This is a genomic window from Sphingomonas sp. H160509, from assembly GCF_024124765.2.
In the GTDB taxonomy this organism is placed as follows: Bacteria; Pseudomonadota; Alphaproteobacteria; order Sphingomonadales; family Sphingomonadaceae; genus Sphingomonas.
Window position 1 is genome coordinate 3,551,929 of sequence record NZ_JAMXSR020000002.1, and the last position, 19,945, is coordinate 3,571,873.

Genomic DNA, 19,945 nt, shown 5'->3' on the forward strand with positions numbered 1-19,945 from the left:
CATGCTCGACCGTCGTTCCTTTCTCTCGACCGGCACGCTCGGCGTACTGGCGTCCGCCTTCGCACCGCGCATCGCCTTCGCGCGCGCGGCGACCGACAAACGGTTCGTGTTCATTATCCAGCGCGGCGCGGCCGACGGCCTCGGCACGATCGGCGCGGTCGGCGATCCGGCGTTTGCGGGTGTGCGCGGCGATCTCGCGGCGGACTTCGCGACGGGTACGAAGCTCGACGGCATGTTCACGCTGCACCCGGCGATGACCGCAAGTGCCGGGCTCTACAAACAAGGCCAGGCGCTGTTCGCGCACGCGATCGCGTCGCCCTACCGGGATAGGTCGCATTTCGATGGCCAGAACGTGCTCGAGACGGGTGGGGTCAGCGCGTATCAGGTCCGCGACGGCTGGCTCAACCGGCTGCTCGGCGTGCTGCCCGCGGACGAGGCGCGCGCGATCGCGGTCGCGGCGACCGTGCCGATGGCGTTGCGGGGGGCCGCGCGAGGTGGCATCCTATGCACCGTCGAGCCTGCCGGATGCTTCGGACGACCTGCTGCAACGCGTCGCGATGTTGTATGACGGCGACCAGCAGCTCCACGGCCTGTGGAGCGAGGCGATGGCGACGCGGCAACTCACCAGCGATCTCGCGCAGGACGGCGGGCGCAACGCGGCCGCGACCGGCGCGCTCGCCGCACGGTTGCTCAAGCCCGACACCGGCGCACGGATCGCGATGATCGAGACGGGCGGCTGGGATACGCACACCGGCCAGCGCGGCCGACTGACCGCGCAGTTGAAGGGTCTCGACGCAATGGTCGCATCGCTACAGGCGGGGCTGGGGCCGTTATGGGCGGACACGATGGTGCTGGTCGCGACCGAGTTCGGGCGAACCGTCGCGGTCAATGGCACCGGGGGGACGGATCATGGCACGGGCACGTCTGCGATGCTGTTCGGCGGTGCCGTGAAAGGCGGGCGCGTCGTGTCGGATTGGCCAAGCCTTGCGCCTGCCGCTCTGTACGAGGCCCGCGATCTGAAACCGACGATGCAGCTCGATGCGTTCATCGGCTGGGCCGTGTCGTCGCATTTTGGCGTCGAGCCGGAGCGGGCGATGGCCGCGCTGTTTCCTGCGAGCGCGAAGACTGCGGCGATCGAGGGGCTGGTGCGGGTTTGACGCTGATCTTCGCTTTGCACGCGTACGGCCCAGATACACTTCTGTTCCCTCGCGAACGCGCGGGGCGCAGGATCTCGGGCGGTGGATGTGGTTTAGCTGGGCCCCCGCGTCCGCGGGGGGAACCATTAAAGCTTTCCAATGGGATGGATCGGGCCGGGCGGCGCTGACGGCCGCCTCCTCCGACGGGATTAAAATTGAGCGCCGCGCCGCGATGGTCTAGAGCTCGCGTTTCCTTGACGTACCGGGACTGCCATGACGCTCTACACCCGTTTTGCCGCGCATATCGATGCGGCGCTCGACACGCTGACCGCGGCGGGGATGCTGCCGGCCGGTCTCGATCGCAAGAACGTCACGGTCGAGCCGCCGCGCGATACCAGCCACGGCGATCTCGCGACCAACGCCGCGATGGTCCTCGCCAAGCCCGCCAAGACCAATCCGCGCGTCCTCGCCGACGCGCTGGTCGTCGAACTGTCGAAGCTCGAGGACGTCGCCTCGGCGAGCGTCGCTGGACCCGGTTTCATCAACATGAAGCTGACCGATGATGCCTGGCGCGCCGAACTCGCCGCGATTCCCGAGGCTGGTGCCGACTACGGCCGCTCGAAGCAGGGCGACGGGATCACCGTCAACATCGAGTATGTGTCGGCCAACCCGACCGGCCCGATGCACATGGGCCATTGCCGCGGCGCGGTGGTCGGCGATGCGCTCGCCAGCCTGCTCGAATTCGCCGGCCACAAGGTGATCCGCGAATATTACGTCAACGATGCCGGCGGGCAGGTCGACGTGCTCGCGCGCTCGGTCCACCTCCGCTACCGCGAGGCGCTCGGCGAGACCGTCGAGATCCCCGAGGGGGCTGTATCCCGGCGACTATCTCGTCCCCGTCGGCCAGTCGCTCGCGAAGGAGTTCGGCGACCGCTACGTAGGCGCGCCCGAGAGCGAATGGCTGGTCGTCTTCCGCACGCAGGCGGTCGCCGCGATGATGGTGATGATCCGCGCCGATCTCGCGCTGCTCGGGATCGAGCACGAGGTGTTCGCGTCCGAAGCCGAACTCCAGGCCGCCAGGAAGCCCGAAGCGGCCGAGGCGGAACTGCGCGCGCGCGATCTCGTCTATGACGGCGTGCTCGAAGCACCGAAGGGCGAGACGCCCGACGATTGGGAGCCGGTCGAGCTGCCGCTGTTCCGCTCCTCGCAGTTCGGCGACGACCAGGATCGCCCGATCAAGAAATCGAACGGGTCGTGGACCTATTTCGGCGCCGATCTCGCCTATCATTTCCAAAAGAGCCAGGGCGCCGATCAGCTGATCGACATCTGGGGCGCGGATCATGGCGGCACGGTCAAGCGGATCGTGGCAGGCGTAGCGGCGCTGACCGGTGGCAAGACGCGGTTCGACGTCAAGCTCGTCCAGATGGTCCGGCTGCTGCGCAACGGCGAGCCGGTCAAGATGTCGAAGCGCTCGGGCAATTTCGTCACGCTCGCCGATGTTGTGCGCGAAGTGGGCAAGGATGTCGTGCGTTTCACGATGCTCACGCGCCGGTCCGATGCGCAGATGGATTTCGACTTCGCCAAGGTGGTCGAGGCGTCGAAGGACAACCCGGTTTTCTACGTCCAGTACGCGCATGCCCGCATCGCATCGCTGCATCGGCGCGCGGAAGAGGCGGGAATCACGCCTATTTCCGCCGATTTGTCCCGGCTTGATACGGACGAACTGGCGCTCGTACAGCTTGCAGCGCAGTTTCCGCGGCTCGTCGAGATAGCCTCGACCGCGCGCGAACCACACAGAATTGCGTTCTATCTCTATGACTTGGCGGCAGCGTTCCACGCGCTATGGAATGTCGGAAACGACCGGCCCGACCGTCGTTTCCTGGTGATCGAGGATCCACAGGCGACCGCGGCGCGGCTTTTTCTGGCGTCTGCTATAGGGCAGATTATTCATAACGGCCTCGCCATCATGGGTGTCGAAGCGGTTTCGGAGATGAAGTGATGGCCGAAGACATGGATCTGCGCGAGGAAGACCGGCTCCCCTGGCTCGAAACCGTCGAGCCGGACGAGCAGGAAACCGTTGGCATCGGCCGCGTCATCGCGCTCGTCGTGCTCGGCCTGGCGGTCCTCGCGGCAATCATCTTCGGCATCTACAAGCTGCAACAGCGCGCGCCGACCGGCGACGGCCAGCTGATCGCGGCGCAGGAAGGCGACTACAAGGTCAAGCCCGACGACGCCGGCGGCCTGAAGGTCAAGGGCGAGGGCGACTCGGCGATCGCGACGAGCGCGGGCAAATCGGGCAACGGCGCAATCGACCTGCGCGGCGTGCCGGAAGCACCGGTCGCGGGGAAGCGTGCGGTTGCGGCCAAGCCCGATGACGCCGCGGGTCGCAATGCGGTCGCGCAGGTCCCGGCCTCGGGTGGTCGACTGGTCGCTGCGGCACCCTTGGCACCATCGAAGCCCAATGGTGCCGGCACGGCTACCGGCGGGTCGCTGGTCCAGCTTGGTGCCTATCCCAGCGAGGCCGTCGCCAACGCGGCGTGGGCGAACTTTTCGAAGCGGTTCGCGTATGTCGGTGCGCTAGGGAAGTCGGTCCAGCCGGTCGCAGCCGGTGGCCGTACTCTGTATCGCCTGCGCGTGAACGCAGGCAGCGCGAATCAGGCAGCGGATATCTGCGGCCGGTTACGCGTCGCCGGTGAGACGTGCTTCGTCGCGAGCTGATCGGGCGAAGCGGTGAGCGAAGGCGAGGCTCGCAGCAATCGCGCTAGCGATTGCTCGCCCGCTTTGCGCCTCGTTGATACTTCGTTTGTTAGCGCACCGGTCGGCGACCTACGCGCCTCGCGAACTTGAATGGCGCGGGGCGATTAACTCCGACGAACAGCGCCCTCAAGAGAGGGAGTGCTACTAGGAGTAAGGCCACAATTTTGGCGTGAGACGGGGGCCAGTTCGTGGAGCCTGTCACGTCGACGGTTAGCTATCGCAGACTTAGCGGGACGTCGGTGGCCGACACCGGGATAGAGGGCGATGATGGTGGTCGTACCGACTACGTGTCGCAACTATACACGTGACGGTAGTAAAGGCGCCGGCAATCAGCACTTTGGTGAAGTGACGTCACGACCCCTACAACAAACACGGCGTCGAACGGTTCTTCGGCAACGGTCTCTTCGTACGGGCCTGTTATACTATAATCGAGGACAGCGAACTATCGCGTCCCGAAACGTCGCCTGTCGCTCTTTACGAGCAGCCAACGCCGCAGGTTGCAGTCCAGCCCGTCATGCTCGGCATCGCGAAACTTACGTCCCAACCAGATTCGTCAGGCACCCACGTCATCAAGCGTAAACCGCGCAAAAAAGAGCATTCTTCGCCATCCCAACCGCGCGCAACGCGTTGTCTCAGATCGAACGGCGGTGCTTTCCGCCGTACTTGCGGCCAATGTAATCGCCAATCTGCGCGACTTCGGTAGCAGCTGCTCGGGCGCCGTTCATCTGGCAGGGAAGCGGATCGCTCGCATGATCGCTCGCGCGGCGTTTCACCGTGTCGCACAGTTCCTCGATGTCCGCGCGCGACAGGATGTTCTTCTCGCGCAACAGGCAGATCAGGCTCTGCAGGATCACCAGGTTCTTGTCTTCGGGATCGGTTTGGAGGTCCGGGTATGTGGCCATTGGAGGTTTCCTCGATGGATATGCCGCGAGGATATGCTCAATCCCAAAACATGCAAGCCCCTACGCTCACGAGGGGAATGTCATGGTCCACCATGCACTGAATGCGTCCGTCTCCGCCCGATCCAAGGTCAGCCCGATCTTGCTGCGACGCATCAATGCATCTTCGGGTATCCTCGCCCATTCGCGATCGTGCATCCAGCGTGCCTCGATCTCGGTCAGGCCACCGCCAAGGTCCGCGCCGAGGTCTGCTGCGTCGGTGACGCTCGCGAGCATGCCGTCGAGCAAGGCACCGTAAGCGTGCGCCATCCGTTCGCTACGGGCATCCCCGAGAAACGGCCATCGCGCGCGAACCTGCGCGAGATAGGTCGCAAAAGGTGGGATGGCGCCCCCGGGGAAAGCACGGTCGCGAGTCATCTGGCGGTCGGTCGTACCCAGCGCGGGGGGCGATCTTTGCGAGCGCTTCCTCGGCGAGATGGCGGGCCGTCGTGATCTTGCCGCCGAACACGGACAGTAGAGGCGCCGCGCCCGTATCGCCGAGCGTGTCGAGTTCGAGGACATAGTCGCGCGTCACCGCCTTCGCCTCGCTGGCGCCGTCGTCGTAGAGCGGGCGCACGCCGGACCACGTCGAGGTGACGTCGGCTGGCGCGATCTGGCGCGTGAAATGCTGGTTCGCGGCGTCGCAGAGATACGCGATCTCGCCCGCGTCGATCACCGCGTCTTCGGGCCGGTCGACGGGAATGTCGGTCGTGCCGATCTCGGTCTGGCCCTGATACGGGATCGCGAAGACGATGCGGCGGTCGGCGAGTTGCAGGATATAGGCGTGGTCACCCTCGTATAGTCGGGGCACGACGATGTGGCTGCCCTTGACCAGCCGGACGCCGGCGCTGGCATTGATGCCAAGCCGGCCCAGCAATTCGGCGACCCACGGGCCGGCGGCGTTGACGAGCGCTCGCGCAGTGACGTCGCGGCCGTCCGATAGGGTTGCGCGCCATAGTGCGCCGTCGCGGCGGGCGCTGACGAGTTCGGTGCGGACTGCGATCTCTGCACCGTTGGCGTGCGCGTCCATCGCATTCAGCACGGTAAGGCGGGAATCATCGACGAACGCGTCGGAATAGACAAAGCCGCGCGCGCCGTTCTTCAGCGGCGCGGTGTAGCCGGTATCGCTCCTGCGCAGGCCGCGCGATCGTTTCAGCGTCATGCGGCCGCCAAGCCAGTCGTAGAGGTACAGGCCGAGACGGACCATCCACCAGGGCCGTACCGCATTCTCGTGCGGCAGGACGAAACGCATCGGGCGGATGATGTGCGGTGCGGCCTTTACCAGGCGTTCGCGCTCCCGCAATGCCTCGGCAACCAGCTTGAAGTCGTAATATTCGAGATAGCGCAACCCGCCATGGATCAGCTTGGTCGAGGCCGACGAGGTCGCGCCGGCGAGGTCACCCTTCTCGACGAGCAGGACCGACAAGCCGTTCAGTGCCGCCTCGCGGGCGATCGCGGCGCCGTTGATGCCGCCGCCGACGATGAGGATGTCGTAACTTTGCGTCATGCCCGTAGCTTAGCCGTTTGGTAATGGCGGGCCTACCGACTATCTCTGTACCATGTACAAACCAAAAGCCGGTCTTCCGACGCGCGAGCAGATCCTCGACTTCATCGCCACTTCCGACGTGCCTGCGGGCAAACGCGAGATCGCCAAGGGCTTCGGGCTCAGCGCGCAGGACAAGATCGGGCTGAAGGCTTTGCTCAAGGACATGGCCGACGAGGGGTTGATCGACAGCGCGCCCGGTCGCGCGTTCCACAAGATGGGTGGTATCCCCAAGGTAACGGTGCTGCGGATCGCCGATGTCGATGACGGCGGCAACGTCTGGGCGGTGCCGGAGCGCTGGGAGGCGGAGGGTGTGCCGCCGCCGCGGTTGCGCGTGCGCGAACGCAAACGTGGTGCGCTGGGTGTCGGCGAGCGGATCCTCGCGCGAACCGAGGAGGCCGGGAATGGCTGGATCGCGCATCCGATGAAGGTCCTCGCGCCGGCGTCCGAGCAGGTCTTGGGCGTGTTGCGCGAGGAGGCCGGACGGCTGTGGCTAACCGGTGTCGACAAGCGCGAGCGGCGTGAGTTCGCCGTGGCGGATGCGGGCGGTGCGGCGCCGGGCGATCTCGTGCTGGCGGAACTTGCGGGCAAGCCGCCCAAGATCGCCGCCCGTGTCGTACAGAAGCTGGGTGATCCCTTCGCAGCACGTAGTTTCTCGCTGATCGCGATCCACAAGCTTGGAATTCCGGACGTGTTCTCGCAGGAGGCGCTTGACGAGGCGGAGCGCGTGTCGAAGCTGCCGTTGGGGAGGGGCGTGAAGATCTGCGCGACCTGCCGATCGTCGCGATCGACCCAGAAGATGCGCGCGATCACGACGACGCGGTGTGGGCTGAGGCGGACGATGATCCGTCGAATGCCGGCGGGTGGAAGGCGATCGTCGCGATCGCGGACGTCAGCTTCTATGTCCGACCGAAGTCCGAGGTCGATCGCGAGGCTCGGCGGCGCGGGAACTCGGTGTATTTCCCCGACCGCGTAGTGCCGATGTTGCCGGAGATTCTCTCCGCGGAGGTGTGCTCGCTGAAGGAAGGCGCGGACCGTGCAGCGCTCGCGTGCCATCTGCGGATCGGCAAGGACGGCTCGCTCAAGTCGTGGCGGTTTACGCGCGCGGTGGTGCGGATCGCGGCGAACCTGGCGTATGAGGAGGCGCAGGCGATCATCGACGCCGCATCGCCGGTGGTGGACGACCGCGGCGAAATGCTGAGCGTATTGCAGCCGCTTTGGGCCTGCTGGCAGGCGCTAGCTAAGGCGCGGGATGCGCGGGCGCCGCTCGATCTCGATTTGCCGGAGCGTCGCGTGGTGCTCGACGAGCAGGGGCGGATCATGTCGGTGTCGCCGCGCGAACGCCTCGACGCGCACCGGCTGATCGAGGATTACATGATCGCCGCCAACGTCGCAGCCGCCAAGGCGCTCGAGGCGAAGAAGGCGCCGGTGATGTACCGCATCCACGAGCCACCGAGCCGCGAGAAGTTGGCCGCGCTGAAGGAGTATCTCGAGACGTTCGACGTGCCGTTCGCGCTCGGGCAGGTCGTCCGTCCGGCCACGTTCAACCACATTATCGAGCGGATCGGCGATGCGGATTTCCGGCCGCAGGTGATGGAGCAGATCCTCCGCACCCAGACCCAGGCCTATTACGCGCCCGGCAATCACGGGCATTTCGGCCTCAGTCTCGGCAGTTACGCGCATTTCACGTCGCCGATCCGGCGCTATGCCGATTTGCTCGTCCATCGCTCGCTGGTGTCCGCCTACGGTCTTGGCGAGGGTGGGTTGCCGGCGGACGATGCGGCCAACATGGAGTCGGTCGGGGAGATCATCAGCCGGCTCGAACGTCGCGCGATGGAGGCCGAGCGTGACACCACCGACCGCTACGTCGCGGCATTCCTGTCGGAACGCGTGGGCCAAGTGATGGACGTGCGGATCACCGGCGTGACCAATTTCGGCTTCTTCGCGACGGTCGAGGGGATCGGTGGCGACGGGCTGATGCCGGTGCGCGATCTGGGCGGCGAGTATTTCCGCTTCGACGAAGGCGCGCGGACGCTGACCGGCGAGCATAGTGGCGACGTTTTCGCGCAAGGGCAGACGCTGGAACTGCGGCTGGCAGAGGCGAACCCGGTGTCGGGTGCACTGAGGTTCGAGATGCCCGAGGGGAAGGGTGCGGCCCAGCCTCCGCGTGGCGGACGCAAGCCGGTGCGCGAGATCAAGCGGCGTGGTCGCCCAACGAACATCCGCCATCAGGGCAAGCGGCGTTAGGAATTGCGCAAACCCCCGCGCTATGCGAGATCGGCGCGGGGGAAGAGTATGCGGGGACTTATTCTAGGCCGATCGCGTCGACGGATCGTCAAGGATTTCGTCGCGGCACGGGCCACGTCGGCTGATCGGGCAATCGCCTATGTAGCGAAGGACGCGCGGATATTCCGCCAACTTCGCGTCTATGGCGCGATCGTCGACGACGGGGCCGGGCGCTATCATCTCGATGCGCGAAAGCTCGGCGCATTTCGCGCTTCGGTGCGACTTCGAGCCGCAGCGATCGTCGGGGTATCGGGCGTCGCTGCAAGCGTGGCGGCTGCGGCGACGGTCTTCACGCTTGCCGAATAAGCTCTCGCCGGAAAGGCCAAGCCCAGCCGGCATGCCGATGGCGTTGCGGCCGCATCGGATCCGCGGGGTCATCCCGGTGCTGTTCCTGGCGCGACACGCGATCGCACCCGACGATGCGATCGCCTTCCTACCTCGCGACGCTCGGGAGCAGGCGACGTTCGATCGGCTACGCGCCAACGGCATCGTCCGCGAAACCGCACTAGGTCGCTTCTATTTCGATCTCGACGTGCATTATGCTGCCGTCGAGCGACGCCGACGTCTCGCCGTGCCGATCGCCATCATCGTGTCGGTGCTGATTGCCTGGATCGCCACGCGGTTCTTTCGCGGTTGATCACCCGACCCTGAAGGTCAGCCCCGCCTTCGCTACCAGCCGTTCGCGCAACTTCACCCCCATCAGCGCACCCGGCGTCCAGATCCCGCCATCGCCTTCCACGTCCTGGACGAGGCACAACGCCGCCTCGGCGATCATCTTGCTGGTCGATCCATAGCCGGGATCGCGGTCGCCGGTTACGACCGTGTCGATGCGCTCGCCATCGGGCATGATGCCTGCGAACAGCAGGTCGTAATGGCCGGCATCGCGCTCCTCCTTCGACGGGCCTTCGCCGGGTTTTGGCCCCTTGTCGCCCGAGAACGGATTGAACTTGGCGATCGCCTCGGCCGCGACCTTGCCGAGATCGCCCAGTCCCGCGACCATCATCTCGTCATAGACGAAGTCCGCCCCATACGCTTCACCGAGGAGGAAATTGGTGCGGTGGACGTTCTTGGTGTTGATTGGCGCCATCACGAACGGCGCGACCCAGGCCGATATGGTCGTGTCGTATTCGGGGATCAGCCCGGTCGGCTGGTGCGGTCCCTGGAAGCCGGGGGTGAGCGCGAACGGGCTGGTCAGCAACTTGACGATGCCGGGATCGCGCGCCGCGGCTGCGAGCGTCGCCTTTAGGCTCGCCGCGGTGCCGCCGGAGAACGTCCCCTGCATTTTCCGCACGCGTCCCTTCACGCGAGGTGCTGGGATGCCGTATTTCGCCTTCGCCGCATCCTGCAATGTCAGCACGCCGAGATCGAACGGGATCGAGTCGAACCCACACGAGAAGACGATCCGCGCGCCCGTCCGCGTCGCCTCGCCCTCATGCGCGTCGATCATGTGGCGCATCCATGCCGGCTCGCCGCACAGGTCGACATAGCCGGTGCCGGTTGCGGCGCAGGCGGCGACGAGTGCGGTGCCGTAGAGCTGATACGGTCCGACGGTCGAGATGACGACGGTGGCGCGTTCGGCCATCGCGCGGAGGCTGGCGGGATCGTCCGAGTCGGCAGTGATCAGCGGCGTATCGGCAGGCGCGCCTATCAGGTCGCGGACCTCTTGCAACTTCGACAGCGAACGCCCGGCCATTGCCCACCGAACGCCAGTCGGATAGGTCTGGACGAGATACTCTGCCACGAGCCGTCCGGTGAACCCGGTCGCGCCGTAGATGACGATGTCGAAGTCGCGCATATCCATCTCCTCTTTCGAAGACTTTGCGCGCGCGACCGTACCATCGCAAGCGAAACGCCGTTGCGCGGCTCGCCATGCGCGCATCGATCTGCGAGTATCGCCCGATGGCATCCGATCCAGAAACCGTCGCGTTCATCGTCGACCAGCTCGCCGCGGCGGGGGATGTCTCGGCAAAGCCGATGTTCGGCGAATACGGCGTCTATTGCGACGGCAGGATGGTCGCGCTGATCTGTGACGAGCAGCTCTTCGTCAAACCGACACCGGGCGGCCGCGCGTTCGTCGGGGCGATCGACGAAGCGCCGCCCTATCCCGGCGCGAAACCGTGCCTACTGGTCGATGCCGATCGCTGGGACGATGCCGAGTGGCTGGCGGAACTCGTCCGTATCTCGACCGCGGAACTGCCGATGCCAAAACCGAAGAAGCCCAAGCGCAAGAAGGTCTAAGCGGCCTCGTTGAACTGCAGGCTCGCCAGCCGCGCGTAGAGACCGCTGTTGGTCATCAGCGACCCGTGCGATCCTTCCTCTACGATCTGTCCGTCGTTCATCACGATGATCCGCTCGGCGGCGCGCACGGTCGCTAGGCGGTGCGCGATGACCAGCGTGGTGCGGTTCGCCATCAGCCGCTCGAGCGCCTCCTGCACGAGCCGTTCGCTTTCGGCATCGAGCGCGCTGGTCGCCTCGTCGAGCAGCAGGATCGGCGCATCGCGGAGGAGCGCGCGGGCGATCGTGACGCGCTGGCGCTGGCCACCTGACAACCGTGCGCCGCCTTCGCCGAGGAACGTGTCGAGGCCCTCGGGTAGTTTGCGCAGGAACTCCGCGGCGTTGGCGGCTTCGGCGGCGGCCCAGAGCTGATCGTCGGTCGCGGACCAGTCGCCGTAGCGAAGGTTGTCGCGGGCCGAGGCGCCGAAGATGATCGTTTCCTGCGGCACCATCGCGATGCGGGCGCGGACTTCGGCCGGGTCAGCATCGCGCAGGTCGATGCCGTCGAGCGTCACGCGGCCGGCGTCGGGATCGTAGAAGCGTTGTACCAGCTGGAATAAGGTAGTCTTGCCCGCGCCCGAGGGACCGACCACGGCGACCGTCTCCCCCGGCTTCACGTCGAGCGAAAAGCCGTTGAGTGCGGCGACGTCGCGTCGCGTCGGGTAGTGGAATTGCACGCTCTCGAACGCGAGCGCACCGCGTGGCGGCTGGGGCAGGGCGACCGGGTTGGCGGGCGCGGCGATTTCGGGCTTTTCTCGCAGCAGTTCGGACAGGCGTCCGGCCGCACCGGCGCCGCGCAACAGGTCGCCATAGACTTCGGTGAGCGCGCCGAACGCGCCCGCGACGATCCCTCCGGTCAGGACGAACGCGGCGATCGCGCCACCGCTGATCCGCCCCGCCGCGACGTCGATCGCGCCTTCCCACAGGACCAACGTAATCGACCCGAACACGAGCCCTATGACGATCGCGGTCATCACCGCCCGCAACATAATCCGCGCGCGAGCCGCCGCAAACGTCGCGCCGACCGCGTCCGCGAACCGCGCGGCCTCGCGGTCTTCCTGTCCGAACGCCTGCACGACCTTCATCGCGCCGAGCGTTTCCGTAGCGATCGAACCGACATCGGCGACGCGGTCCTGCGAGGTGCGCGAGTAGTTGCGGACGCGCTTGCCGAGCAGCGCGATCGGCAGGATGATCAGCGGGATGCCGATCATCAGCATGCCCGCGAGCTTCGGCGAGATCGCGAACAGGTAGATCAGCCCACCAATGCCGGTGAAGGTGTTGCGCAGCGCGATCGACACCGTGCTGCCGACGACCTGTTCGATCAGCGCCGTATCTGACGTGAGGCGCGAGGCGATTTCCGACGGGCGGTTCTCCTCGAAGAAGCGCGGCGTGAGGCGGAGGAGGTGGCGTTGCACGTTGGTGCGGATATCCGCGACGACGCGCTCTCCGAGCCACGACACGTAGTAGAAGCGCACTGCGGTTGCGAGCGCGAGTACGACGACGATCATCAGCAAATAGTGGAACGAGTTGGCGACCGAACCGCCCGCACCGGGGCCGAAGCCGCGGTCGATGACGCGCTTGAATCCGTACGGGATGCCGATCGTCGCGGCCGAGGTCATCATCAGCGCGAGCCCCGCGAACGCGATCTGGCGGGGGTATTGGGAGGCGTGACGCCACACCATCGCGAGATCGCCGATCCGGCGGGACGTCTTCTCTTCGGGTATCGGCTTGGCCATGCGCGGTGCCTAGCAGTGGCGGGGGTGGCGCTCAACGAGAACCGGGCGTCGCAGAGCGCGGTGATCCGGTCGCGCGGGACGGAGCGGCGGTCGATCGCGCGTTGCACTGCGGCAAAATTGCGTTACCACCGTGCAAAGCCCGATGAGGCGAGAGGATACCGCATGCTCTACGATGCCTATGAATTCCAGCGTTCGATGATGGCCGGCGCCAGCAAGATGGCGAGCTTCGGCGCGGATATGCTCAACAATCCGGCAAACCCGTTCGCCTATTTGGGCGGCGGCACGGTGGTTGCCTCGGCGCTCGAAGTGTTCGCACACGCGAATGCGACTCGCGGCAAACCGGCGTTCGGGCTCGACACGACGACGATCGACGGCCGCGAGGTCGCGGTCCGCGAGGAGATCGTGCTGCGGAAGGACTTCGGGCAGCTGAAGCGCTTCGTGCGCGAGGGTGTGGAGGGCGGTCCGAAGCTGCTGATCGTCGCGCCGATGTCGGGGCATTACGCGACCTTGCTGCGCGGAACGGTCGAGCGGATGCTGCCGTTCGCCGACGTCTACATCACCGACTGGCGAGACGCGCGCAGCGTGCCGCTGTCGGCTGGGCGGTTCGATCTCGACGATTACATCGATTATCTGATCGAATATTTGGAGACGATCGGCGCGAATGAGGGGCAGGGGGGCACGCACATGCTCGCGGTCTGCCAACCATCGGTGCCGTGTTACGCCGCGGTTGCGCTGATGAGCGCAGACAAGAACCCGTGCCGTCCGAAGACGCTGACGATGATGGGTGGTCCCGTCGATACGCGCGAGGCACCGACCGCGGTGAACACGCTGGCGACCGAGCGGCCGCATGCGTGGTTCGAGCAGAACGTCATCGCGACCGTGCCGGGCAATTATCCGGGTGCGGGGCGGAAGGTGTATCCCGGCTTCCTGCAGCTTGCCGGATTCATGTCGATGAATCTGGGCAACCACATGGTCTCGCATTGGGAGATGTATAAACATCTCGTCCAGGGTGATGGCGAGAGCGCGTCACAGAGCCAGGATTTCTACGAGGAATATCGCTCGGTCTGCGACATGACCGCGGAATTCTATCTCCAGACGATCGATGTGGTATTCCAGAACCATGCGCTGCCGCGGGGGATCATGACGCATCGCGGCCGGCTGGTCGATCCGGCGGCGATCACCGATATCGGTCTGCTCGCGGTCGAGGGCGAACGTGACGATATCTCGGGCTTGGGGCAGACCAAGGCTGCGTTGACGCTGGCAACCGCGCTACCCGACGAGAAGAAGCGCTATCTGATGGCGGAAGGGGCCGGTCATTACGGCATCTTCAACGGCTCGCGCTGGCGGGACAAAATCGCGCCCGTGGTGGAAGAGTTCATCACCGCGAACGGGTAAGAAAAATGGGCAGCCCAGTACGGGCTGCCCAAAATCGGCTCAGGCGATCGAGTTGACCACCGCGTGGCTGCTCGACTCGTCCGAATGGATCGTGCCGCCGAACAGCATCTTGAGGCGGCCGCCGATCGAGATGTCGGTTTCCCACAGCTCGGCGCTGTCGATGTCGAAGCGCAGCAGCGTCAGGTTGGGGTCTTCCTTGCCGCCCGGAAACCATGCCTCAACCTGGTTGTTCCAGAGCTTGTCGATCTGCGTGCGGTCGTTCGACGTCGAGACGTCGCCGGCCATGCACGCGAAGAAATCATGGCCCTTGCCGACGAACTGCGCCATCGCCGCGCCGCCCTTGGCGATGCGGTTGTCGCGGCCGGCGAAGAAGAACAGCGTGTTGGGCTGATCGTCGTCGATCTGCGCGGTCATCGGCTCGGAATGCTGGCCGTCGTTGAGGCCGATCATCACGAACGGGCTGGCCTTCAGCTTGTCGATGAACTTCGCTGCGACTTCCTGCGGGGTATCCTTGTCGGCCATCGTCATTCTCCTATTGGCTTGGATTGCCACTGAGAACGGGTGGGGCGGGGGGTTGGTTGCGCGGGATCTGCGGTCGGCACACGCGCTGTTGCTGGATAAAACCGCGACCAACGGGCCATGTCGACGACCCCGGCAGTTCTGCGTCACCACGAAAATACGGTGAATGCGATTTGCCGATCCGTGCCTCAAACAGGATTTGGTGAGGCGCATCTTACTGCTATTGCAGGACTATGGAGAGTATTCATTCCGCCGTAACGGACGTTCGCGTCGAAGAGCGTGCCGTCGTCGACGCTCAGACCTTCGCTACCGAAGTGGCGGGACGCTCTACCCCGGTGGTGTTGCGCGGGCAGGTTGCCCACTGGGCCAGCGTGCGGGCGGCGGAAGGTGGCGACGACGCGACCGCAACGTATCTGGCCGGCCTCGGTGATGGCGGCAAGCCGATGGACGTGCTGATCGGCGGTCCCGAATTCGGTGGCCGCTTCTTCTATCGCGGCGATAATCTGGAAGGCTTCAACTTTCACCGCGAGAAGGCCCCGTTGACTGTTTTGCTGAGCGAATTGTTGCGGTTGTCCAGCGTGCCCGAGGAAAAGCGGCATTTCCTGTATGCCAATGCGGCAACCGCGCCGGAGCATTTGCCGGGATGGTTGGCAGCCAATCCGATCAACCTCCCGCTCGGCGGAGCGACGCCAAGGCTGTGGATCGGCAACGGATCGCAGACCGCGACACATTATGACGGCTCGACGAACCTTGCCTGCGTAGTCGCCGGCCGACGCCGCTTCACGCTGTTCCCGCCGGACCAAGTCGGCAATCTGTATATCGGACCACTCGACCGGACGCTGGCCGGCCCGCCGTCCAGCATGGTCGATCCGTTGGCGCCGGACCTGCACCAGTTTCCGCGATATGCCGAGGCGCTGCGTCATGCATTGGTCGCCGATTTAGGGCCGGGTGATGCGTTGTTCATCCCGGCGATCTGGTGGCATCATGTCCAGGCGTTCGGGACGCTCAACGTGTTGTGCAATTACTGGTGGGCGTTCGACCCGACGGTCTCGGCGTTTCACGCGATGGTTCATGCCATGATGGCGGTGCGCGATCGTCCGCCGGCGGAGAAGGCGGGATGGCGGGCCTGGTTCGAGCATTATGTGTTCGGCGACGATGCGGCCGCGGCTGGCGATCATCTGCCCACGGCAGCGCGGGGCGTGCTCGGCCCAGCCTCGCCAGATCGTACCGAGCGGATTCGCGGCTATCTGTTGAAAGCGCTCCAGCGACGCTGACCGGGTGCCGTCGATGAAGGCGGCCCAGGCAGGCGGCGGGTTCCAGTTGGTCGCCTTGCCGCCGTCATCGACGATGCTCGGGACGACCAGACGTCTTGCGGACCCGTTCGGGACCATCGAAACGCAAGCCGCGTCGGTCGAGTTTAGTCGCGGCCGCAACGATGGCGAGCGGCACGGGCATCAGCTGGTTTACGTCAACCTAGCGAGCGCATGGGCATGGGATGGCATATGCGTCAGTGAGGTGGCGACTACGCGTTCAATCTGCGCCAACTGATTGGCGGCGGTATCGATCGGTATCGCGTCGCAGATCGGATCGTAGCCAGAGACGGCGGCGTTCTGTCCGGTCAAGACAGCGAGCCAGCTGGTTTCGTTGAACAGTTCGTCGGCTTCCCGGAATATTCGGCCGCCGGCGCGAAACAATGCGAGCTTTTCGGCTAGCCCCTCCGGGATTGCTGCAGCTGCGCGGTCGCGCCAGAATGGTTCGGCGCGCGCATTCAAATGGTAATGTGCGACGAGGAAGTCCCGGATGCGAGTATATTCCGCGGTCATGATGCGGTTGTAGCGCTCGACCACTGCCGGGGCGGGAGGGGCGCCCGTCGGCAACATCCTGAGCAGATGCTGCAATCCGCTTTGCACCAGATGAATGCTGGTGGATTCAAGCGGCTCCATGAATCCCGCTGCCAGACCAAGAGCGATGCAATTACCGACCCAGAACCGGTTGCGATGGCCCGTCGCGAAACGGATCACGCGAGCGTCGGCAAGCGTCTTGCCTTCGACCCCGGCCAGCAACGTAGCGGTCGCTTCGTCCTCGCTCATGTGGCGGCTGGAGAAGACATGGCCGTTGCCGGTGCGGTGCTGCAACGGGATACGCCAGCGCCAGCCGGCACGCTCGGCGATCGCCCGGGTGAGCGGCAGCGGTGCGGCGTCGGCAACCGAGGGTACTGCGACGGCGCGGTCGCAAGGGAGCCATTCGGACCAGTCGGTCCATCCTGCCTCCATCGCGCCTTCGATCAAGAGGGCGCGAAAGCCGGAGCAGTCGAGGAACAGGTCGCCTGCGATGCGGCTACCGTCTGCGAGATGGACGGCCGCGATACCCGCCGGGCCGCGCTCGACGCGTTCGACCAGCCCTTCGTGGCGGACGACGCCGTATGCCTCGGCCTGCGTCCGCAGGAATGCCGCATAGCGCCCGGCGTCGAAATGATACGCATAGCCGATCCGCGACAGGGGTGAGTTTCCATTCGCGATCGGCCGGGAGAAACGGCCGGCCTCCGCCGCGCATGCCTCTAGCGAATAGGCGCCCAGTGGTTTTGCCGCGCCTGCCTGGCGCGCACGCAGCCATTGCGCGGCGAACGGCACGCCGGCGATGTCGGTACCGATCTGGCCGAACGGATGGACATAGGACTCATCCGGACGCGTCCAGCCTTCGAAGCGGATGCCGAGCTTGTAGCTGCCGCCGGTCGCGCGGAGGAAGGCGTCCTCGTCGATCCCGAGCATCGCGTGGAAGGTACGGATCGGCGGGATCGTTGCTTCGCCCACGCCGACCGTGGGGATGTCGTCGGACTCGATCAGCGTCACGCGCGTGCCGGCGGGGCCAAGCAGTCGCCCAAACGCGACCGCAGCCATCCAGCCCGCAGTGCCGCCACCGACGATCGTTACAGATCGTAGCGCGTCGGTCATGCGCGCACGCGTGCCGGGCTGGTACGGGCGAGATAGTCTTCGTGGCGCGGCATCCGGGCTGCGGCGTCGGCGAACATCGCGCGCAACCGATCAAACCGGGCGTCGACTTCGCGCGGATCGACCGCATCGGCGAGACGGTCCCAGCCCTCGGGAACGATGCCTTGCCCCAGCAACACTGCGACCCAGCTTGCTTCGGCGAACAGATCGTCCTCCCATCGGAACAGCCGTCCGCGACGTCGCCACAGGGTAATCTTCTCGGCGAGACTCTCGGGGATCGCCCGCGCGCCGGCCTCGCGCCAGAACGGAGAGTCGGTCCGGCGGGTCGCATGATAGTGAAGCACGAGAAAGTCGCGAACCTGGTCGAACTGCGTTTCGGCAAGACGATTATAGGTATCGATCTCGACCGGCGAGAAACCCTGGTCGGGGAATAACGCCAGCAGCTTCGAGATGCCGGTCTGGACCATGTGGATACTGGTGGATTCGAGCGGCTCGGTGAAGCCGGAGGCTAGGCCGAGCGCGACGACATTGCCTATCCACTGTTTTCGGCGCCGCCCGGCTGTGAAACGCAGAACGCGAGGGTCGGCAAGCGGCGGCCCATCGACGCCGCCGAGCAAGGTCGCGGCGGCCTCGTCGTCCGAGCAATGCGCGCTGCTGTAGACATAGCCGTTGCCGGTACGGTGCTGCAGCGGAATGCGCCATTGCCAGCCGCTCGCTTGCGCGGTCGAGCGGGTGTACGGCGTGATCGCGGTGCCGATATTGGCGCTCGGCATCGCAACGGCCCGGTCGCAGGGCAACCAGCGCGTCCAGTCCTCGTAACCGGCACCGAGTGCCTGCTCGATCAGCAAACCGCGGAAGCCGGAGCAGTCGAGGAACAGGTCGCCTTCGATCCGGCGGTCGCCGGCGAGCGTGACATGACGGACGTGCCCGGTATCGCCGTCAAGCGCGACATCGCCGATCTCGCCCTCGATCCTTATGACGCCGTCGCGTTCCGCACGACCTCGGAGGAATTGGGCGTAAAGACCGGCGTCGAAATGATAGGCATGCGCCATCTGTGACAATATCGATGCAGGGTCGGGCGAGGGGGGGCGAACCGCCCGGCCCGCGCGGCGACCGCGCACAGCGAGTAGGCGTCGATGTCCTCGACCACGCCTGCGGCTCGGCGGCGTCGCCAATGTTGCTGGAAGCGGACGCCCTCGATATCGAAGCCGAACCCGCCAAACGGGTGGAGATAGCGTTCGCCGATCGCACCCCAGTCGACAAACTCGATGCCGAGCTTGAAGCTGCCTGCCGTCGCCGCCAGAAACGCCGCTTCGTCGATGCCGAGCATCGCGTTGAAGGCCCGGATCGGCGGGATCGTCGCTTCGCCGACACCGACGGTGCCGATCGTATCGGACTCGATCAGGGTCACGCTGGCGCCGGTCGGGATCAGTCGCGCCAGCGCGGCGGCCGCCATCCAGCCCGCGGTGCCGCCGCCGACGATGACGATGCGACGGACAGGTGAACCCAGCGTCATGCGGCAGCCAGTTCGGCCATGGCGTGCGCGTAAGGCGGAAGCGCACGGACCTGCGCGATGATCCGCGCGCGATGATCGGCGAAATGCTGTTGGATCGTTGCCAGGGGCAGCGCATCGGCACGCGCGTCGTACCGCCGTGGCACGAGACCCATCGCGTCGAACATCGCGGCCCAGTCCTCCTCTTCGAACGGTTCGTCGTCGAACATTGGCAGACGTCCGCGTGCGGCGAACAGGGTGCGTTTCGCCTCGACTGCATCCGGAAGCATCGTGCCGCCGGGCTCGTCTCGGGATGCACCCACCCCACGGCCTGTGGCCTTCTGTGCGATGACGAAGTTGCGGGCGCCCGTCATGGCGTTTGCCGTAAATCGATTGAATGCCCTGGCTTCGATGGGTGCGCGGCGTTCAGCGGGCCAAAGCTGGATGAGTTGCGCAAGCGACCGCAGCAGTACGGTCAGCGCGGTTGGATGCAGTGGCTCGATAAGCCCTGCGGCGGCGCCTGGGGCAATGCAGTTGCCGCGCCAGGCCTCGACGCGGCGACCGGCGCGGAACGGCGTGCCCCTCGCCACCCGCGGCGCAGGTCAAGCGCACGTCGGCGCCACCGAGCGGCCAGGTTGCGGTCCAACCCGAACCCTGCGCGTCGACTTGCGTATAGGGTGGCGGTGCGCCCGCTGCTGACAGCGTTTGCGTATGCGTCCGGTCACACGGCAGCCATGCCGACCAATCTTCGAATGCCGGCGCCGTCCGGCTCGCGATGCGCGCGCTGCTGCCGGAACAGTCCAGCACGAGCAGCGGAACAATTTCGGTGCCGTCCGTCAATTTCAGCATCTCGACGATGCCGCCTGCGTCGATCCGAGCGTCGGCCAACGGTGCGTTCGCGCACGAAGCACCGAAGTTCAT

The 19,945-nt window shown here is 65.7% G+C and carries 15 protein-coding genes and 4 pseudogenes; 9 read left to right on the forward strand and 10 right to left on the reverse strand.

The window, feature by feature from the left end:
- Position 1: 1 nt before the first annotated feature.
- From NHF48_RS19290 to NHF48_RS19300, 3 genes and pseudogenes are all read left to right on the forward strand, one after another.
- Positions 2-1,157, forward strand: a pseudogene (locus tag NHF48_RS19290) (DUF1501 domain-containing protein).
- 252 nt (positions 1,158-1,409) lie between these two features.
- Positions 1,410-3,135 (forward strand): annotated as a pseudogene (gene argS, locus NHF48_RS19295) (arginine--tRNA ligase).
- A complete protein-coding gene (locus NHF48_RS19300) occupies positions 3,135-3,854 on the forward strand; it encodes an SPOR domain-containing protein (protein ID WP_253072004.1) in 720 nt (239 codons plus the stop codon). Before argS ends, NHF48_RS19300 begins: the two are co-directional and overlap by 1 nt.
- A 671-nt stretch (positions 3,855-4,525) precedes the next feature.
- On the opposite strand, the gene NHF48_RS19305 is transcribed toward NHF48_RS19300, so the two are convergent.
- From NHF48_RS19305 to glpD, 3 genes are all read right to left on the reverse strand, one after another.
- A complete protein-coding gene (locus NHF48_RS19305; protein ID WP_056486616.1) occupies positions 4,526-4,795 on the reverse strand; it encodes a hypothetical protein in 270 nt (89 codons plus the stop codon).
- 66 nt (positions 4,796-4,861) lie between these two features.
- On the reverse strand, positions 4,862-5,101 hold the full coding sequence (locus NHF48_RS19310) for a hypothetical protein (protein WP_253072005.1): 240 nt from the start codon (positions 5,099-5,101) through the stop codon (positions 4,862-4,864).
- A gap of 7 nt (positions 5,102-5,108) precedes the next feature.
- Positions 5,109-6,338 carry a glycerol-3-phosphate dehydrogenase gene (gene glpD / locus NHF48_RS19315; RefSeq protein WP_253072006.1) on the reverse strand — a complete coding sequence of 410 codons (1,230 nt, stop codon included), beginning with the start codon at positions 6,336-6,338 and terminating at the stop codon, positions 5,109-5,111.
- Positions 6,339-6,390: 52 nt separating this feature from the next.
- Between glpD and rnr the strand changes: the two are divergent.
- The 3 genes and pseudogenes from rnr (at position 6,391) to NHF48_RS19330 (ending at position 9,297) form a co-directional block, all read left to right on the forward strand.
- Positions 6,391-8,621, forward strand: a pseudogene (gene rnr, locus NHF48_RS19320) (ribonuclease R).
- A gap of 48 nt (positions 8,622-8,669) precedes the next feature.
- Positions 8,670-8,966 carry a hypothetical protein gene (locus NHF48_RS19325; protein ID WP_056486607.1) on the forward strand — a complete coding sequence of 99 codons (297 nt, stop codon included), beginning with the start codon at positions 8,670-8,672 and terminating at the stop codon, positions 8,964-8,966.
- A gap of 43 nt (positions 8,967-9,009) precedes the next feature.
- Positions 9,010-9,297, forward strand: a complete 288-nt coding sequence (locus tag NHF48_RS19330; RefSeq protein WP_263816975.1) for a hypothetical protein — start codon at positions 9,010-9,012, stop codon at positions 9,295-9,297.
- Here the strand turns inward: NHF48_RS19330 and NHF48_RS19335 are convergent, their stop codons facing one another.
- Entirely contained in the window at positions 9,298-10,455 is a 1,158-nt protein-coding gene (locus tag NHF48_RS19335; protein ID WP_136189483.1) for a saccharopine dehydrogenase family protein, read from the reverse strand.
- A 104-nt stretch (positions 10,456-10,559) separates the two neighbouring features.
- Here NHF48_RS19335 and NHF48_RS19340 point away from each other — a divergent pair, with 104 nt between their 5' ends.
- Entirely contained in the window at positions 10,560-10,898 is a 339-nt protein-coding gene (locus NHF48_RS19340) for a TfoX/Sxy family protein (RefSeq protein ID WP_253072008.1), read from the forward strand.
- On the opposite strand, the gene NHF48_RS19345 is transcribed toward NHF48_RS19340, so the two are convergent.
- Positions 10,895-12,670: an ABC transporter transmembrane domain-containing protein gene (locus tag NHF48_RS19345; RefSeq protein ID WP_253072009.1), complete on the reverse strand. Its 1,776-nt coding sequence runs from the start codon at positions 12,668-12,670 to the stop codon at positions 10,895-10,897. The genes NHF48_RS19340 and NHF48_RS19345 overlap by 4 nt on opposite strands.
- 162 nt (positions 12,671-12,832) lie before the next feature.
- Here NHF48_RS19345 and NHF48_RS19350 point away from each other — a divergent pair, with 162 nt between their 5' ends.
- A complete protein-coding gene (locus NHF48_RS19350; protein ID WP_136189486.1) occupies positions 12,833-14,065 on the forward strand; it encodes a polyhydroxyalkanoate depolymerase in 1,233 nt (410 codons plus the stop codon).
- A 39-nt stretch (positions 14,066-14,104) separates the two neighbouring features.
- On the opposite strand, the gene NHF48_RS19355 is transcribed toward NHF48_RS19350, so the two are convergent.
- Positions 14,105-14,587 (reverse strand): pyridoxamine 5'-phosphate oxidase family protein, encoded by a 483-nt coding sequence (locus NHF48_RS19355; protein ID WP_253072010.1) that lies wholly within the window; start codon positions 14,585-14,587, stop codon positions 14,105-14,107.
- A gap of 230 nt (positions 14,588-14,817) precedes the next feature.
- On the opposite strand from NHF48_RS19355, the gene NHF48_RS19360 reads away from it, so the two are divergent.
- On the forward strand, positions 14,818-15,858 hold the full coding sequence (locus NHF48_RS19360) for a cupin-like domain-containing protein (RefSeq protein WP_253072011.1): 1,041 nt from the start codon (positions 14,818-14,820) through the stop codon (positions 15,856-15,858).
- 189 nt (positions 15,859-16,047) lie between these two features.
- Here NHF48_RS19360 and NHF48_RS19365 read toward each other — a convergent pair whose 3' ends face one another.
- The 4 genes and pseudogenes from NHF48_RS19365 to NHF48_RS26185 all read right to left on the reverse strand — a co-directional run bounded on the left by NHF48_RS19365 (position 16,048) and on the right by NHF48_RS26185 (position 19,945).
- Positions 16,048-17,535, reverse strand: a complete 1,488-nt coding sequence (locus NHF48_RS19365; protein WP_253072012.1) for a tryptophan halogenase family protein — start codon at positions 17,533-17,535, stop codon at positions 16,048-16,050.
- Positions 17,532-19,048 (reverse strand): annotated as a pseudogene (locus NHF48_RS19370) (tryptophan halogenase family protein). Before NHF48_RS19370 ends, NHF48_RS19365 begins: the two are co-directional and overlap by 4 nt.
- The gene (locus tag NHF48_RS19375) at positions 19,045-19,554 is read right to left on the reverse strand and encodes a tryptophan 7-halogenase (protein WP_253072490.1); all 510 of its coding nucleotides are present in this window, start codon (positions 19,552-19,554) and stop codon (positions 19,045-19,047) included. Before NHF48_RS19375 ends, NHF48_RS19370 begins: the two are co-directional and overlap by 4 nt.
- Entirely contained in the window at positions 19,451-19,945 is a 495-nt protein-coding gene (locus NHF48_RS26185; RefSeq protein ID WP_446741179.1) for a tryptophan 7-halogenase, read from the reverse strand. Before NHF48_RS26185 ends, NHF48_RS19375 begins: the two co-directional genes overlap by 104 nt.